The sequence below is a fragment of the Saccharothrix texasensis genome, assembly GCF_003752005.1.
Classification (GTDB): domain Bacteria; phylum Actinomycetota; class Actinomycetes; order Mycobacteriales; family Pseudonocardiaceae; genus Actinosynnema; species Actinosynnema texasense.
Genome location: NZ_RJKM01000001.1, coordinates 8,248,769 through 8,263,815, shown reverse-complemented (window position 1 = coordinate 8,263,815; position 15,047 = coordinate 8,248,769). Strand labels below are relative to the sequence as shown.

General features: G+C 74.7%; 13 protein-coding genes. 4 read left to right on the top strand and 9 right to left on the bottom strand.

Features of this window, described 5'->3' with window-relative positions; genetic code table 11:
• The first annotated feature begins 538 nt into the window (after nt 1-538).
• A complete protein-coding gene (locus tag EDD40_RS37125) occupies nt 539-1,657 on the top strand; it encodes a DegT/DnrJ/EryC1/StrS family aminotransferase (RefSeq protein WP_123747013.1) in 1,119 nt (372 codons plus the stop codon).
• Between the two features lie 33 nt (nt 1,658-1,690).
• On the opposite strand, the gene EDD40_RS37120 is transcribed toward EDD40_RS37125, so the two are convergent.
• The 6 genes from EDD40_RS37120 to EDD40_RS37095 all read right to left on the bottom strand — a co-directional run bounded on the left by EDD40_RS37120 (nt 1,691) and on the right by EDD40_RS37095 (nt 8,788).
• Nucleotides 1,691-2,695: an aminotransferase class I/II-fold pyridoxal phosphate-dependent enzyme gene (locus tag EDD40_RS37120; RefSeq protein WP_211348327.1), complete on the bottom strand. Its 1,005-nt coding sequence runs from the start codon at nt 2,693-2,695 to the stop codon at nt 1,691-1,693.
• Nucleotides 2,692-3,972 (bottom strand): FAD-dependent monooxygenase, encoded by a 1,281-nt coding sequence (locus EDD40_RS37115; protein ID WP_123747012.1) that lies wholly within the window; start codon nt 3,970-3,972, stop codon nt 2,692-2,694. The genes EDD40_RS37120 and EDD40_RS37115 overlap by 4 nt, the downstream gene beginning before the upstream one ends.
• Nucleotides 3,969-5,627 (bottom strand): prenyltransferase/squalene oxidase repeat-containing protein, encoded by a 1,659-nt coding sequence (locus EDD40_RS37110; RefSeq protein ID WP_123747011.1) that lies wholly within the window; start codon nt 5,625-5,627, stop codon nt 3,969-3,971. The genes EDD40_RS37115 and EDD40_RS37110 overlap by 4 nt, the downstream gene beginning before the upstream one ends.
• Nucleotides 5,624-6,643 (bottom strand): UbiA family prenyltransferase, encoded by a 1,020-nt coding sequence (locus tag EDD40_RS37105; RefSeq protein ID WP_246038162.1) that lies wholly within the window; start codon nt 6,641-6,643, stop codon nt 5,624-5,626. Before EDD40_RS37105 ends, EDD40_RS37110 begins: the two co-directional genes overlap by 4 nt.
• Before the next feature lie 30 nt (nt 6,644-6,673).
• On the bottom strand, nt 6,674-7,693 hold the full coding sequence (locus tag EDD40_RS37100; protein ID WP_123747010.1) for a polyprenyl synthetase family protein: 1,020 nt from the start codon (nt 7,691-7,693) through the stop codon (nt 6,674-6,676).
• Nucleotides 7,694-7,774: 81 nt separating this feature from the next.
• Nucleotides 7,775-8,788 carry a methyltransferase gene (locus EDD40_RS37095; RefSeq protein ID WP_123747009.1) on the bottom strand — a complete coding sequence of 338 codons (1,014 nt, stop codon included), beginning with the start codon at nt 8,786-8,788 and terminating at the stop codon, nt 7,775-7,777.
• Between the two features lie 74 nt (nt 8,789-8,862).
• On the opposite strand from EDD40_RS37095, the gene EDD40_RS37090 reads away from it, so the two are divergent.
• The gene (locus EDD40_RS37090; RefSeq protein ID WP_123747008.1) at nt 8,863-9,726 is read left to right on the top strand and encodes a TauD/TfdA dioxygenase family protein; all 864 of its coding nucleotides are present in this window, start codon (nt 8,863-8,865) and stop codon (nt 9,724-9,726) included.
• Here EDD40_RS37090 and EDD40_RS37085 read toward each other — a convergent pair.
• Nucleotides 9,720-10,889 carry a cytochrome P450 gene (locus EDD40_RS37085; protein WP_211348326.1) on the bottom strand — a complete coding sequence of 390 codons (1,170 nt, stop codon included), beginning with the start codon at nt 10,887-10,889 and terminating at the stop codon, nt 9,720-9,722. The genes EDD40_RS37090 and EDD40_RS37085 overlap by 7 nt on opposite strands.
• A 76-nt stretch (nt 10,890-10,965) precedes the next feature.
• Between EDD40_RS37085 and EDD40_RS37080 the strand changes: the two genes are divergently transcribed.
• Nucleotides 10,966-12,132: a nucleotide disphospho-sugar-binding domain-containing protein gene (locus EDD40_RS37080; protein WP_170185343.1), complete on the top strand. Its 1,167-nt coding sequence runs from the start codon at nt 10,966-10,968 to the stop codon at nt 12,130-12,132.
• Nucleotides 12,129-13,313: a cytochrome P450 gene (locus EDD40_RS37075; protein WP_211348325.1), complete on the top strand. Its 1,185-nt coding sequence runs from the start codon at nt 12,129-12,131 to the stop codon at nt 13,311-13,313. Before EDD40_RS37080 ends, EDD40_RS37075 begins: the two co-directional genes overlap by 4 nt.
• On the opposite strand, the gene EDD40_RS37070 is transcribed toward EDD40_RS37075, so the two are convergent.
• Entirely contained in the window at nt 13,273-14,679 is a 1,407-nt protein-coding gene (locus EDD40_RS37070; RefSeq protein WP_123747006.1) for a condensation domain-containing protein, read from the bottom strand. The genes EDD40_RS37075 and EDD40_RS37070 overlap by 41 nt on opposite strands.
• Entirely contained in the window at nt 14,672-14,875 is a 204-nt protein-coding gene (locus EDD40_RS37065; protein ID WP_123747005.1) for a hypothetical protein, read from the bottom strand. The genes EDD40_RS37070 and EDD40_RS37065 overlap by 8 nt, the downstream gene beginning before the upstream one ends.
• Between the last annotated feature and the right edge of the window lie 172 nt (nt 14,876-15,047).

Sequence of the window (15,047 nt, the reverse complement as noted above, 5' to 3'; positions counted from 1 at the left end):
CCGGCGGCCACGAGGTCCGCGTCCGGACCGACCAGTGCGCGCAGCAGCGTGCCCTCCCGGCCGCACCGCACCGTGTTGTCCACTGTGGATGGCCTCGCGGCGGCAGCACGACGAGCAGGAACCGTGGCGCCCGACGATGACCGGGCACATTGACGTTCGACAGGACGCGTGGTGTGATCCCGACTGTGACCGCGCTCGACGCGGTGTCGGTGCAGACGCCGGCTGTCCGCGTTCCCCTCGAAGTCCTCGCAGAACCGCTGGGGTCGACCGACATCCGGGTCCGGCGGTTCGACGGGCTGGGCGGGTTCAGCCACGACCCGGCGCTGTCGTTCGCCCGGCGCGCGCCGTGGCCCGGGGCTCCCGACCGCGCGCACCGGTCAGCCGCTCACCGTCGGGTGGTGGCGGCCGGTCGACGGGCTCGCCGGGCCGGGCGGGTCGGTGGTGGCCGGCGGGCACGACCGCGGACCGCGCCACCTCCGCCTGGTCGGGACCGAGGCGCGCGCTGACCGGAAACCGGCCGCACGACGAAGGAGCACGCATGATCCCCCTGTTCAAGGTCGCGATGTCCGGCACCGCGCCGGCCCTCGTCGAGAAGGTCCTGACCAGCGGCTTCATCGGGCAGGGCGCCAAGGTGGACGAGTTCGAGGCCGCCCTGGCCACCCGGATCGGCAACCCGAAGCTCGCCACCGTCAACAGCGCCACCTCGGGGCTGCACCTGGCCCTGCACCTGGTCACCGGCGGTGTCGGCGGCGAGGGCGGTGAAGTGCTGACCACGCCGATGACGTGCAGCGCCACCAACTGGCCGATCCTGGCGAACGGCTTACGCCTGCGCTGGGTGGACGTCGACCCCGCCAACCTCAACATGGACCTGGACGACCTGGCCCGCAAGATCACCCCGCGGACGAAGGCGATCATCGTGGTGCACTGGGCGGGCTACCCGGTGGACCTGCGGCGGCTGGCCGAGGTGCTGGACCAGGCGGAGAAGGTGCACGGCGTGCGCCCCGTGGTGATCGAGGACTGCGCGCACGCCTGGGGCGCCACGTTCGAGGGCAAGCAGCTGGGCAACCACGGCAACATCTCGGTGTTCAGCTTCCAGGCCATCAAGCACCTGACCGCCGGTGACGGCGGCCTGGTCGTGCTGCCGGACAAGGAGCTGGCCCGCCGGGCGCGGCTGCTGCGGTGGTACGGCATCGACCGCGAGACCACCGCGCGGTTCTCGTTCCTCAACGACATCCCCGAGTTCGGCTTCAAGTTCCACATGAACGACATCAACGCCAGCATCGGCCTGGCCAACCTGGACCACGTGGACGAGGTCCTGGCCAAGCACCGCCGCAACGCCGCGCACTTCGACGCGGAGCTGGCCGACGTGCCGGGCCTGGAGCTGACCGAACGCGCGCCCGACCGCGAGTCGTCGTTCTGGATCTACACGATCAAGGTCGACGACCGCGACGGGTTCATGCGGCGCATGGAGGAGGCGGGCATCATGGCCAGCCAGGTGCACGAGCGCAACGACGTCTACACGACGGTGCGCGAGTACGCCGCGCTGCTGCCCGGTCTGGACAGCGTGAGCACGCGGATGGTGTCCATCCCGGTCGGCTGGTGGCTGACCGAGGACGAGCGCGGGCACATCGTGTCCACCATCAAGGCGGGCTGGTAGGGACGCGCGCCGCGCCGGGACCCGGCGCGGCGCTCACCTCCGCGAGCGCGCGAAGGCCAGGAACCGGTCGTTGGCCTCGGCCGTGCCGACGGTGACCCGCACACCCCGACCGTCCAGGCACGCCACCAGGATGCCCGCGGCCTTGGCGTCGGCGGTGAACGCGGCGCTGTCCTCCCCCAGCGGCAGCCACACGAAGTTGGCTTCGCTGTCGGGCGCGGTGTGCCCGGCGTCGCGCAGCCCGGCGACCAGCCGGGCGCGCTGCTCGGCCACGTCGGCGCACCGCCGCGACAGCTCCTCGGTGACGTCCGGGTCGAGCGCGCGCAGCGCCGCGGCCTGGCCCAGGGAGTTGGGGAAGAACATCATGCCGGTCATCCGCGCGGCCATCACCCGGTCCGGGGGCAGCACCGCGTAGCCGACGCGCAGCGCGGCCAGGCCGTAGGCCTTGGAGAAGGTCCGCACCACGCACACGTTCGGGTGGTCGCGGCGCAGGTCCAGCGCGTCGGGGAAGTCCGGGTCGGTGACGAAGTGCCGGTAGGCCTCGTCGACCACCACGGGCACGTCGGCCGGCACGCGGCCGAGGAACTCCGCCAGCTCGGCGCGGCCCAGCGCGGAGCCGGTGGGGTTGTTGGGGTTGCAGATCAGCACGCACCGGGTGGCGTCGGTGACCGCGTCGGCCATAGCGCGCAGGTCGTGCCGGTAGCCGTCCACGGGCACGGGCACGCTCTTGGCGCCCGCGTTGGCGACGATCAGGGGGTAGCCCTCGAACGACAGCGCCGCGTGCACGACCTCCGGCGCCGGCCCGAACGACTGCACCAGGTGCTGCAACAGCCCGGCCGAGCCCGGTCCGACGAGCACCGCCTCCGGTGCGACGCCCAGGTGCCGGGCCAGCCCGGCGGTGAGCGCCCCGGCCAGCCGGTCGGGGTAGCGGTTGAGCAGCGCCGCGCCTTCGGCGACCACCTGCCGCAGCGCGGGCAGCGGCGGGTAGGGCGTCTCGTTCATGGACAGGTCGTGCAGCCGGTCGGCGTCGACGGCGGTCATCGGACCTCGCTTCCCCTCGGGTCGGCCGCGTGCGGGTCGTGGGCACGCCGGTCGGCGAGCACGCCCAGCTGGTAGAGCCGGTCGACGAACGTCAGCGGCCGGACGTCCGTGCCGGACATGTTGCCCGCGGTGCGCCGCAGCAGCCGGGGGTTGGCCGCGGTGCGGCGCATCATCCGCGCGCCCAGCAGCCGGGGCGCGCCGGACAGCGCGGTGATCATGCGGGCGGCGTTGTGGCTGACCTTCGCGATGTGGTCCAGGCTGGGCCGCCGGGCCTCCTCGTAGGCCGCCAGCGCTTCGTCCACCGCCGCAGCACCGTCCACGACGGACCGCGCGGCCAGCGCCCCGGCCAGCGCTTCGGCATCGGCCAGCGAGCTGTTGACGCCCTGGGCCGCCATCGGGTGCACGGCGTGCGCGGCCTCGCCGACCAGCGCCAGGCCGGGCACGGCCAGCCGTCCCGCGCGCAGCCGGGACACGCCGAACAGCTGGCGGCGGTGCAGGCTCGCCGCCAGCGCGGGCGCCAGCGGCGCGAGCGCGGGCACCTCGGCGAGCACGCCGTCGACCCAGCGGCCCAGCCCGGCCAGCCCGGTGGCGCGGAACTCGTCCGGCGCGACCTGGACGTAGAGCCGGCAGCGGCGGCCGGGCAGCGGGTAGACCAGGCGCAGTCCGCGCGCGGTGCGGTAGGCGGTCACCTCGCCGGGCACGTCCGCGTCGGCCACGTCGAAGGCCAGCAGCCGGTGCGGGTACTCGTCCCGGTCGACGGTGATCCCGGCGTCCTTGCGCAGCGCCGAGGACATGCCGTCGGCCGCCACGACCAACCGCGCGCGGACCTCGCCGCCGTCGACCGCGACGCCCGCGATCCGGCCGCCCTCGCGCAGCACCCCGCTGACGCGCACGCCGCGCACGACCTCCACGGTGTCGGGCAGCGAGCGGCTGATCGCCGCGCACAGGTCCTCGTAGGCCGCGCACAGCACCTGCCGGTGCGGGCCGGGCAGGGCGCCGTACTCGACGGTGAGCAGCGCGGCGCCGTCGCCGTCGCGGATGGCCAGCCGGTCGACCGGGCGCGCGTCGGCGGCCCTCAGGTCGTCCAACGCGCCCCAGTCGGCCAGCACGCGCACCGCGCCGGGCTGGAGGATCTCGCCCTTGGCGGTCGGCGCGGGGGTGCGCCTGCGGTCCAGCACCAGCACCCGCAGGCCGGTCGCGCCCAGCGCCCGCGCGGCGGCCAGCCCGCCCGCGCCCGCCCCGGACACGACGACGTCGACGGTCCCCGGGAGCGTCATCGGACGGCGGCCCGGTACTCGCCCAGCGCCTTGAGCGCCACGGCCTGCGTGATCACGCCGTTGGCGTAGCGCACGTGGTGGCGGATGTAGTTGCACACCCGCGTCGGCTCCCACCCGCCGTCGGGTCCGGCGGCGGCCACCAGCCAGGCCGCGCCCCGCTCCACCGCGTCCGCGCCGGTCCCCGCCGCCAGCAGCGCCTGGACCGCCCAGGAGGTCTCCTCGACCGAGCCCTCGGTCCCGTCACCCGGACCCCAGGAGCCGTCGGGCAGCTGGGTGCGCAGCAGCCAGGCCACCGCCTTGCGCACGACCTCGTGCCCGCCGTGCCCGGCCCGCGCCAGCGCGGCGACCACGACGGCGGTCCCGGACGTGTGGTCGCGGTACCACAGGTTCTCGAACGTGCCGTCCGGGTTCTGCGAGGTGAGCAGCCACGCGGCGGCGGAGGCCACGGCCGGGTCGTCGGCGGGGCGACCGGCGTCCAGCAGGGCCTGCACGGCCTGGCTGGTGATCGCCGGGCACGGCCCGTCGTTGGCGAGCTTGGTGTCGCGCACCCACAGGCTCCACGAGCCGCGCGTGTCCTGCCGCCCGGTCAGCCACTCCAGCCCGCCGCGCAGCCGGTCGTCCTCGGCGGCGCCGGGCAGCCCGGCCAGCGCGCTGAGGATCTCGGCCGACTCCAGCGTCACGGGCCAGCCGCGCCGGGTGGAGAAGCTCCAGCCGCCCGCCGGGACGTCCAGGACGGTGAACGGCTCGGTGGTGCGGGCGGCGTGCAGGAAGTCGCGGGTCGCGCGCAGCCGGGGGTCGTCGGCGTACCCGGCGGCGACCAGGCCGGTGGTGGCGTAGCCGGTGCGGGTCAGGTCGAGGTTGGCCACCGCGTCCCACGCGCCCTCGGGCCGGACCGCGGCGCGCAGCCAGCCCGCGATGGCGGCGGCGATGTCGGGCGCCTCGCCGGAGCGGGCCAGACCGAGCAGGACCAGGGCGGCGGGCCAAGGGTCCTCGCTGAGCGCCCCGGTGCGGCCCTCGTGCTCGTACACCGCCCGGACCAGTCGCAGCGCCGCCGGACGGGCCAGCCGCAGGGTGAACCGGCGCACCGGGCCCGCGGGCAGCAGGTCGTCCTGCGCCAGCGCCAGGCCGACGAACGGCGCGGTCCGGAACGAGATCAGCCGCCGGCGCAGCTTGTCGGCCAGCACGATCTCCAGCGGCAGCCGCCGCAGCGGCCCCGCCTCCGCGGTCAACCCGGCCAGGGTCAGGAATTGCCGGCACATCAGCGCCACCGCGCGGTCGGTCACCGCGTCCACGCCGCCCAGCGCGGCCAGCGCGGCGCGCCCGGCGGTCACGGCCGTCGCGCTGCGCTCCGGGGAGACGATGCGCAGGGCGGCGGTGGCGATGGCCGTGGGCACGGCCTCGGTGGGCGCGCCGTCCACCCCGCCCCAGCCGCCGTCACCGTGCTGCCGGTCGCGCAGCCACGCCGCGCCGCCCGCGACCAGGTCGGCGTGGGCGACCGGGTCGGCGGCGTGCAGCGCCGTGATCGTGCCCGCCGTGCCCAGCACGGAGGCGGGCGGGTCGTCGGTGAACGCGCCGTCCGGGCGCTGCCGGGCCAGCAGCGCCTCCGCGCCGCGCTCCACGGCCTTCGCGACGTCGACCTGCGACCCGGCTGTCATGTCTTGTCCTCCAACGGGATCAGACGGCGCGAACGGACCCCGGACGGCCGGGACGTGCCCAGCTCGTGCCTGCTCCGCATCGCCGACTGCGTCCACCATGTCAGCGCGGCCAGCGGCAGGGCCAGCCCCAGTTGCCAGCCGACGCCCAGGCCGAGGCCCACGACCGCCGAGGCGAGCACGAGCCGTTCGAGCACCAGCACTTCGTGGCTCCGCAGCGCGACGACCACCGGCACGTCCGCGCGCCGCCGGACCAGGGGCGCCAGCGCGAGCACGCCCAGCGCGGCCACGACGGCCAGCGTCACCAGGTACGCCGCCCGGTCGCCGATCGCGGACAGCAGCCCGCCCGCCACCGCCACGCCGATCACCGCCAGGTACAGCGCGAGGACCGTCCACACCGCGAACGGCATGCCGCGGCGCACCGGCAGCGTGCCGTAGCCGCCCGCCCGGTCGCCCTCCACGTCGCGCAGCGCGCCGACCAGGTTGGACGTCGTGTCGTGCAGCCAGAACACCGCCGCCAGCGCGACCACCGCGGCGATCCCCGACGACGGCCACGTCCCGGCCACGCACACCCCGTACACCAAAGCGATCGCGCCGAGCGCGCCGCGCACCAGGTTGCCCGCGATGCCGCGCGCCTTGGCCCACCGGCTGTAGGCGACGATCCCGAACACGCCGAGCACGGCGGCCAGCAACGTCGGCCACCCGCCCAGCACCGCGATCACCGCCACCACCAGCATGCACAGCACACCGCACGTCCGGGCGACGCGCGGGCTCAACCGTCCCGAAGGGATCGGTCGGTGGGGTTTGCCGATGGCGTCCAGGCGCCGGTCGAAGTAGTCGCCCAGGTAGTGCCCGCCCAGCCAGCCCGCGGTGGGCGCGGCCCACGCCGCGAGCAGCCGCCACGGGTGCCCGGCCGCGCCGGCCAGGACCGCGCCGCCGAGCCCGACCAGCCCGACGTACCAGAGCGTGTAGGGGCGCCACGTCTCCACGTGCGCCCGGACCGCCGCGCCGAAGCCCACGCCCTCACCCCCGGCCGTCCGGCGCCGCGATCACCGCGCGCCGCTCGTGGTCCAGCGCGCGATGTCGGCCAGCGCGGTCGCGTGCGGCGACGGCGGCAGCCCCGCCAGCCCGGCCAGCGCCAGCTCCACGTGGGACACCATCCGCCGGTGCGCGCTCTCCACCGCGCCGGAGGCGGCCACCAGGTCACGGACCCACCGCACGTCGCCCTCCTGGGCGGCACGGCGCCCCAGAACGTCCCGCAGCTCGCGCCGATCGGCCTCGTCGGCCGCCTCGTAGGCCAGCAGCACCGGCAGGGTGGGCCGTCCGTTGAGCAGGTCGCTGTCGCCGGGTTTGCCGGTCTGCTCGGGCGTGGCGACGAAGGCCAGCAGGTCGTCGCGGATCTGGAAGGCGATGCCGACGTTCTCGCCGTAGGAGGCCATCATCGTGCCGGTGTCCGCGCCCGCGCCGCCCAGCGTCGCCCCGATGTAGCAGGCGGCCCGGAACAGCGCGCCGGTCTTGAGGCGCACCATCTCCTCGTACCAGCGCGCGCCCTCCTCCGGGTCGCCGACGAGGCGCGACTCCAGCACCTGGCCGCGGCACAGCTCGCGGCCGACCTCGGCCAGCTCGCCGACCGCCGCCACCACGCGCGCCGGCGAGGCCGGCCACGGCTCGTCCACAAGCGACTCGAAGGCGCTGAAGATCAGGCCGTCACCCGCGACGATCGCGTTCGGGACTCCGTAGGCGGCGTGCACCGAGGGCCGGCCTCGGCGCAGGTCGTCGCCGTCGATGATGTCGTCGTGCACGAGGGTCGCGGTGTGGACGTACTCCAGCGCGAGCACGGCCGCGGTGACGCGCTGCGGGTCGCCGCCGACGGCCTGCGCGGTGTGCAGCGCCATCAGCGGGCGCAGCAGCTTCCCGGCCGGCACCAGGGCGAACCGCGCCATCGAGGCCAGCTCGTCGGTCGTCTCCGGCCAACGGCGGCGCAGCTCCTCCTGGAGGAGCCGTCCCGACTCGCTGTGGGCCAGACCGTCGAGGAAAGTCCGATGCTGCGGTGAGTCGGAAACGGTCATGCGCGTCCGCCCTTCGACAGGCGACAGGTTTGACGCTCAGCGTGACGGTAAGGCGCGGAGAATCGCGCGGCAAGAGGGCGATCAGCGCAACGCCGCCCGGAACTCCATGAGCGCCAGGCCATCCGAGCCCGCGAACGTCCGCGCCGGCGCCAGGCCGACCGACGCGGCGAGCGCGTCGTGCGCCGCGCGGTCCCGCTCCCGGCCGCCCACCTCCACCAGCATCCGGAGGTCGAACGGCGACAGGTGCGGCACGTGCGGCTCGGTGGGCAGCACCTCGACCACGAGCACTCGTCCGTCCGGGCCGGCCGCTTCGGCGCAACGGCGCAGGATCGTCGCGGCGGAGGCGTCGTTCCAGTCGGTCAGCACGCGCGAGACGACGTAGACGTCCGCGCCCGCGGGCAAGGGCTGGAAGAAGTCGCCCTCGACCGCCTCCACCCGCTCGCCCAGGCCGGTCCCGGCGAACCGCGCCGCCGCGGTGGCCACCGGCTCGGCCCGGTCCACCAGCATCCCGCGCAGGTGCCCGTGCGCGGCCAGCAGCTCGGCCAGCAGCGCGCCGGACCCGCCGCCGACGTCGGCCACCAGACCCACCTCCGGCCACGGGTAGAGCTCGGCCACCTGCGGCGCGGTCGACGCCTGGAGACCGGCCATCAGCCGGTCGAAGTGCGCGCGGTACTGCGGGGTCGCGTCCAGGTCGGACCAGAAGTCGCGGCCGTGCACCGACGCGTAGCCCGGCTCGCCCGTGCGCACCGCGTGCGGCAGGCCGAGCGCGGCCAGGTCCATCCGGGCCGGGAAGGCGTCCAGGTCGAACCTCGTGCCGTAGCCGGTGTCGCCGCGGTCGCGGAGCAGTTCGCCCAGTCCGGTCAACGCGAACACGTCCGGTGAGACCTCCGCGAACACGTCGCGGTGGGCCAAGTGGCGCAACAACCGGCCCAGCGCGTCCCGATCGGCGCCGCAGCGCTGCGCCAGCGCGGTCAGGTCGGTGGTGCCCGCCGCGATCAGGTCGGGCACGCGGAGCGTGACCGCCGTGCGCACGGCCATCGGGGTGACCAGGTCGGTGAGCGCGTCCAAGCGCTCCCCTGCGTTCTCGGGCGCCATCGGCGCAGCGTCCCGAACCGCACCACCGCAGTCAACCCGTGGACCAATGCCCCTTCGTGGCACAGAATGGCCCGATGACGAGTGTGACCGCCCCGGAAATCCGGCTGGTGTCCGGCGCCCTCGGCGCGGAGATCAGCGGCATCGACCTGAACACGTTGACCGACGACCAGTTCGACCTGATCCGCGACCGGCTGCTGCGGCACCAGGTGGTGTTCCTGCGCGGTCAGGAGAACCTGACGCCGCAGGCGCACATCGACTTCGGGCGGCGCTTCGGCGAGGTCGAGCTGCACCCGTACCTGCCGCGCCTGGAGAGCCACCCGGAGATCGTCGTCATCGACTCGGAGGAAGGCGCGAAGGTCGACGTGTGGCACACGGACATGACCTTCCACGAGAGCCCGCCGATCGCGTCGGTGCTGCACCTGATCGACCTGCCGCCCAACGGCGGCGACACCATGTGGACCAACCAGTGCCTGGTGTACGAGTCGCTGTCGGCCCCGCTGCGCGACCTGGTGGACGGCCTGACCGCGATCCACACCATCCGCGTGGGCACCGAGTTCTCCAGCCGCGCCGAGCACCCGGTGGTGCGCGTGCACCCGGACACCGGCCGTCGATCGCTCTACGTCAACCGCCTGTTCACCTCGCACATCCCCCAGTTGTCGCGCAACGAGAGCGACGCCCTGCTGGAGTACCTGTTCCGGTTCTCCGAAGGTCCCCAGTTCACCTGCCGCTTCCGCTGGCAGCCCGGTGACGTGGCGATGTGGGACAACCGGGTGACGCAGCACTACGCCGTCAACGACTACCGCGAGCGCCGCCGGGGTCAGCGCATCACGGTGCTGGGTGACGTGCCGACGGGCAACCCGCCGCGCTGGGAGCACTACGAGCCCGCGCCGGGCGAGCGGTACTGGCCCGACCGGGTCAACGCGGTGGAGGACTACTGATCCTCGCGCCACACCACCGGGAACTCCACGATGCCCCCGTTGATCCGGTCGTGGCGCCACGGCAGCTCCTCGACCGCGACCGCGGGCGCGAGCCCCGGCAACCGGCGCAGCAGCGTCGCGATGGACAGCTCGACCTCCATCCGGGCCAGGGCCGTGCCGAGGCAGAAGTGCGGCCCGAACCCGAAGGCCAGGTGCGCCGTGCGGGGCACCCGGTCGATGTCGAACACGTTGGGGTCGCTGAAGACCCGGGGATCGCGGTTGGCCACCCACGGCACGGCCATGACGCGGTCCCCGGCGCTCATCGCGACGTCACCGACGGTCACGTCCTCGGTGACGACCTGCACGCGGAACATGCTGCTGACCGCGGTGTACCGCAGGATCTCGTCCACCGCGGCGGGGATCTTCTCCGGTGACCGCACCAGGTCCGCCAGCTGCTCCGGGTGCTGGAACAGCACCCGGACGCCCGCGGCCGTCGAGCCGACCTCGAGGCCGCCGCGCAGCAACCCCATGGCCAGCAGGATGATCTCCTCGTCGGACAGGCCGTGGTCGTCGCCGCCCTCCAGCCACACCGACAGCAGGTCGTCGCCGGGCTCCACCCGCTTGGCGGCCAACTGCCCCGCCAGGTAGACCCACAGCGACTTCGCGGCCTCCGCGGAGTTGTAGTCCACCACCGAGTTCAGGCCCGCGAGCCAGCCGTGGAACCGCTCGCGGTCGGTGGCCGGGACGCCGATCACCTCGCAGATCACCAGCAGCGGCAGGGGCGCGACGAGGCCGCTGACCAGGTCGGCGGGCCGCGGGCCGGCGATCATCGCGTCCACCAGCTCGTCCACCAGTGCCTGCACGCGCGGCCGGTAGTGCGCCATCCGGCGACCGCCGAACGCGCGGCTGCCCACCCGGCGCACCGCCGCGTGCGCCGCGCCGTCCTGGTTGAGGTCGCGCAGCGGCGGGTGCCCCGGCGGCGGCCGGTGGAGCACCCGGCTGAACCGGGGGTCGGCCAGCACCTTGACGCACCCGGCGTAGTCCAGCACGAGCCAGGCGGGCTCCCCGTCGGGCAGCAGCACCCGGCTCACCGGGTCGGTCTCGACCATGCCGACCAGTTCCGGCGACAACTCGCCGGTGAACGGCTCGAAGGGGTACTGGCGCGGTTCGGGTGCGACGGCCACGGTGGTTAACACTGCGCCCGAACCCCTTCTGCGTCAACGGATTCCGCACACCCCCCGCACCGGGTTACCATGCCGGGTGCGCATTCTGATCTCGACGTGGGGCTGGCGTTCGCACTTCTACTGCCTGGTGCCGGTGGCGTGGGCCTTGCAGGCCGCCGGGCACGAGGTGCTGGTGGCCACCCAGCCGGGGCTCGCGCCGGTCGTGGACGAGGCCGGCCTGGTCGCCGTGCCGCTGGGACCGCACCTGGACTTCGAGGCCGTGTTCACCGACCGGATCGGCAAGGTCGGTGGCAGCACCGGTGACGGCACGCCCGATCCGGACGGTCCGGCGATCACCCCGGACGGCGGTGTGGTCCACATGGCCGAGTCCTGGGTGGACGACCTGGTCGCGTTCGGACGGTCCTTCCGGCCGGACCTGGTCCTGTGGGAGCCGTTCAACCTCGCCGCGGCCGTGGCGGCGGCGGTGCTGGACGTGCCCGGCGCGCAGGTCCTGTGGGGACCCGACCACGGTTCCACGCTGGCGTGGGACCACGAGGGCGTCTTCGGTCCGATGGCACGACGCTTCGGGATCACGTCGTCGGACGTGCGCGTGGCGGGTGGCCTGATGATCGACCCGGTGCCCGCGCCGCTCCAGGTGCCGCTGCCCGTGCCGAGCCTGCCGATGCGCTACCTGCCCTACAACGGCACGCACGTCCTCCCACCGTGGCTGCGCGAACCGCCGAGCCGGCCGCGCGTGTGCGTCACCGCCGGCACGGTCGCCGGGCCGGGGCTGTCCGAGCGGGCCGACCTCGCCGACGTCATCCGCGCCGTGGCGGACCTGGGCGCGGACGTGGTCGTCGCCGTGGCCAAGGCCCACCGCGACGCGCTGCCCCCGATGCCCGACACCGTGCGGGTGGCCGACGCGCCCCTCGCGCTGCGCCTGGCGCTGCCCGGCAGCGCGGCGTTCGTCCAGCACGGCGGCGCGGGCACGATGATGACCGCCCTCGTCCACGGCGTGCCGCAACTGGTCCTGCCGCAGGTCGGCGACGAGCACTTCAACGCCGAACGCCTGCTGCTGTCCGGCGCGGGCCTGGTGCTGGAGGAGCCCGATGCCGGGTCGGTGCGCGACAGCGTCGCCGCGCTGCTGGACGGCGGGCCGTGGCGCGAGGCCGCCGAGCAGCTGCGCGACCGCATCCACGCCATGCCCACCCCCGCCCAGGTGGTCGACCGGCTCGTCGCCTACGCCGAAGGAGGCCACCCGTGATCCGCTTCCCGCTCCCGCCCGCGCCGTCGCTGCACCACCCGTCGCCGGAGTACGCGCGCCTGCGCGCCGAGGACCCGGTGCCGGAGGTGGAGCTGCCCGACGGCTCCCCCGCCTACCTCGCGACCCGGCACGCGGACGTCCGCACGGTCTTCAGCGACCCCCGGTTCAGCCGCGCCGCGGCCACGGGGCCGAAGGGTCCGGAGTGGGAGCTGGGGTCGCTGGCCGACGACTCGCTGCTGGGCATGGACCCGCCCCTGCACACCAAGGTCCGCCGCGTGGTCGGCAGCGCGTTCACCGCGCGCCGCGTGGAGGACCTGCGCGCGACGGTGGCCGGGCTCGTGGACGGCATGGTCGACCGCCTCGAAGAGGCCGGCCCCGGCGCGGACCTGAGCGCGCACGTGTCCGCGCCGCTGCCCATCGCGGTGATCAGCGGGCTGTTCGGCGTGGCCGACGAGGACCAGGGCCGGGTCAAGGAGTGGTCGGACGCGCTGGTCGGCGACTGGCAGGCCGACCCGGGCCCGCCGCGCGCCGCGCTGGCCTCGTTCGGGGAGCTGATCGAGAAGCGGCGCGCGAACCCCGGCGACGACCTGATGAGCGCCCTGGTCGCCGCGTGGGACCGGGAGGACTCGCTGTCCGAGCGGGAACTGGTGTCCGTCACCGCCGGGCTGCTCGCCGGCGGCCACGAGTCGACCACCAACCAGATCAACCTGTTCGTCACCGTCCTGTCCAGCCACCTCGACCAGCTCGCGGCCCTGCGCGGCGACGACCCGCACGCCGTCGCGGTGGCCGTGGAGGAGCTGACCCGCTACATCCAGCTGGGCGAGAGCGGCATCCTGATGCCCCGGGTCGCCCTGGAGGACGTCGACCTGGGCGGCGTCACGGTGCCGGCGGGCTCGGTCGTGCTGCCCGCCGTGGTGTCGGCCAACCGCGACGAGTCGGTGTTCCCGGACGCCGACCGGCTCGACCTGACCCGCTCGCCCAACCCGCACATCGGGTACGGCGCCGGCGCGCACCACTGCATCGGCGCTTCCCTGGCCCGCATGGAGCTCCAGGAGGCCCTGGGCGGCCTGCTGCGCCGGTTGCCGAACCTCCGCCTGGCCGTGCCGGAGTCGGAGCTGCGCCTCAAGCCCGGACTGGTGGTCAGGAGCTTCCAGGAGCTGCCGGTGACGTGGGACCGATAGCGGGCGCCGTCGGGTCGAACGCGGCTCGCAGCGCCACCTCCTCGACCGCGTGGAGCATCGTCTCCACCTGGTCGGTGGTGAGCACGGCCATGTCGAACACCATCTGGAGGTGGACCGTGCCGGGGCGGTCCTCGACGCTGATGAACAGCTGGTCGGGCATCGCGTCGAGGTGGCCGTCCCAGGACAGGGACGTCCGGGGCAGTTCGGCCCGCACCCGCTGCTCGGTCACCGGGTCGTCGTCGGCCAGCAGCTCCTCGGCGTCCGGGCGGGTGCTGAACCTCAGGTCGCTGATGCGGCACGTGACCTCGGCCGGGTGGCCGCGCTCCGCGTCGAGGCGGGCCACCAGGCGGTCGAGCTGGTCGGGGTCGTAGTAGGCGCGCATCCACGCGGCCGTCGCCGCGTGCCGGGTCCGCGCCACCACCTCGTCCACCGTGCCGCCCAGGTCCAGCGTCACCACCGAGTTCTGGCTCAGCGTGCCGATCACGTCGGCGAAGCCGGGCCGGAACCGGTTGCTGACGATGACGTTGGTGGTGAGCGGGTCGACGCCGGTGGCGCGGCCGATCGCGATGGCCAGCACGGCCAGCAGCACCCGCGCGGTGTCGGTGCGGGTGCGTCGGGCGATGGCCAGCACCGCCAGGTGGGCGGCCGGGGAGCTGAACCGGCCGTGCCAGTAGCGGTGCCCGAGCCGCCCTTCCGGGTACTTCGGCTCGCCGAACGTCGCGCGCGGCAGGTCCCGGAGCCGTTGCTCCCAGTAGCGCATCGCGCCGTCGCTGGTGCGCCGCACCTCGGGGGTCTGCTCGCGGCGCGCGAGGTCCAGCCCGGTGATGGCGTCGGGGTCCAGCTCGCGGTCGGCCAGCTCGCCGACGCCCAGGCCGGTCATCAGCAGCAGCGTGCCCGTGCCGTCGGCGACGAGGTGGTTGACCGCGAACACCAGGTGCGCCGCCCGGCCTCGGTGCTCCAGCACCGCCAGCCGGACCAGCCACGGGGTGTGTCCCTCGAACGGGGTCATCATCCACTCGAACCAGACCTTGTGGCTGTGCCCCCGGACCTCGGCGGGGTCCGCGTCGTCGTCGAAGGCGGTCACCTCGACGTCGATCTCGCCGGAGGGCACGACCACCTGGCACGGCTCGCCGTCGTCGCCGACGCCGATCCTCATCCGCAGCGCGGGGTGGCGGCACATCATCTCGCCCAGCCGGGCCGCCAGGTCGGCGACGGTCACGCCTTCGGGCAGCGGGTGCGCGCCGCTGTTGTTGTGCGGCCAGCCGGTCGCGCGCATGTCGCGCATGATCGCCTTCTGGCCCCACGTCAGGGGCGCGGTGCCCGCGCCGGGGCCGGAGAAGGGCACGGTGACGCGGTGCTCACGCATCGGCGGGCCCGAGGTTCGGGCCGACGTGGTGGCCGCCGGAGCCGAACGGGTCGGGCCGGACGATGCGCGCGGGCGCGACGAGCAGGCGTCCGGTGTCACCCTTGGTCCAGCTCACCGGCGGCACGGCGCCACCGAGCACGTCCGTGACGGCCTTGGCCTCACCGACCTTGGCGGCGGCGCGCAGCGCGATCTTCATGCCGGCCGCGCGGGGCCGAGCGCGGAGTCCCCGCCGATCCGGTCGGTGTCGCTCTTCACCGCGGTGAGCGGCCGCCTCGGGAAGTCGCGGATCTCAGCGGTCATCGTCCACGCTCTCCTTCCCGGCCGGTGACAGGAGATTTCACGCCATCGGGTGCCGGCCGTCAAGCGAC

What these genes read in the sequence shown, in the direction of transcription:
- EDD40_RS37115 (WP_123747012.1), bottom strand. Translation starts at nt 3,972, where the DNA reads ATGACGCTCCCGGGGACCGTCGACGTCGTCGTGTCCGGGGCGGGCGCG.
- EDD40_RS37095 (WP_123747009.1), bottom strand. Translation starts at nt 8,788, where the DNA reads ATGGCGCCCGAGAACGCAGGGGAGCGCTTGGACGCGCTCACCGACCTG.
- EDD40_RS37120 (WP_211348327.1), bottom strand. Translation starts at nt 2,695, where the DNA reads ATGACCGCCGTCGACGCCGACCGGCTGCACGACCTGTCCATGAACGAG.
- EDD40_RS37065 (WP_123747005.1), bottom strand. Translation starts at nt 14,875, where the DNA reads ATGAAGATCGCGCTGCGCGCCGCCGCCAAGGTCGGTGAGGCCAAGGCC.
- EDD40_RS37070 (WP_123747006.1), bottom strand. Translation starts at nt 14,679, where the DNA reads ATGCGTGAGCACCGCGTCACCGTGCCCTTCTCCGGCCCCGGCGCGGGC.
- EDD40_RS37090 (WP_123747008.1), top strand. Translation starts at nt 8,863, where the DNA reads ATGACGAGTGTGACCGCCCCGGAAATCCGGCTGGTGTCCGGCGCCCTC.
- EDD40_RS37110 (WP_123747011.1), bottom strand. Translation starts at nt 5,627, where the DNA reads ATGACAGCCGGGTCGCAGGTCGACGTCGCGAAGGCCGTGGAGCGCGGC.
- EDD40_RS37100 (WP_123747010.1), bottom strand. Translation starts at nt 7,693, where the DNA reads ATGACCGTTTCCGACTCACCGCAGCATCGGACTTTCCTCGACGGTCTG.
- EDD40_RS37125 (WP_123747013.1), top strand. Translation starts at nt 539, where the DNA reads ATGATCCCCCTGTTCAAGGTCGCGATGTCCGGCACCGCGCCGGCCCTC.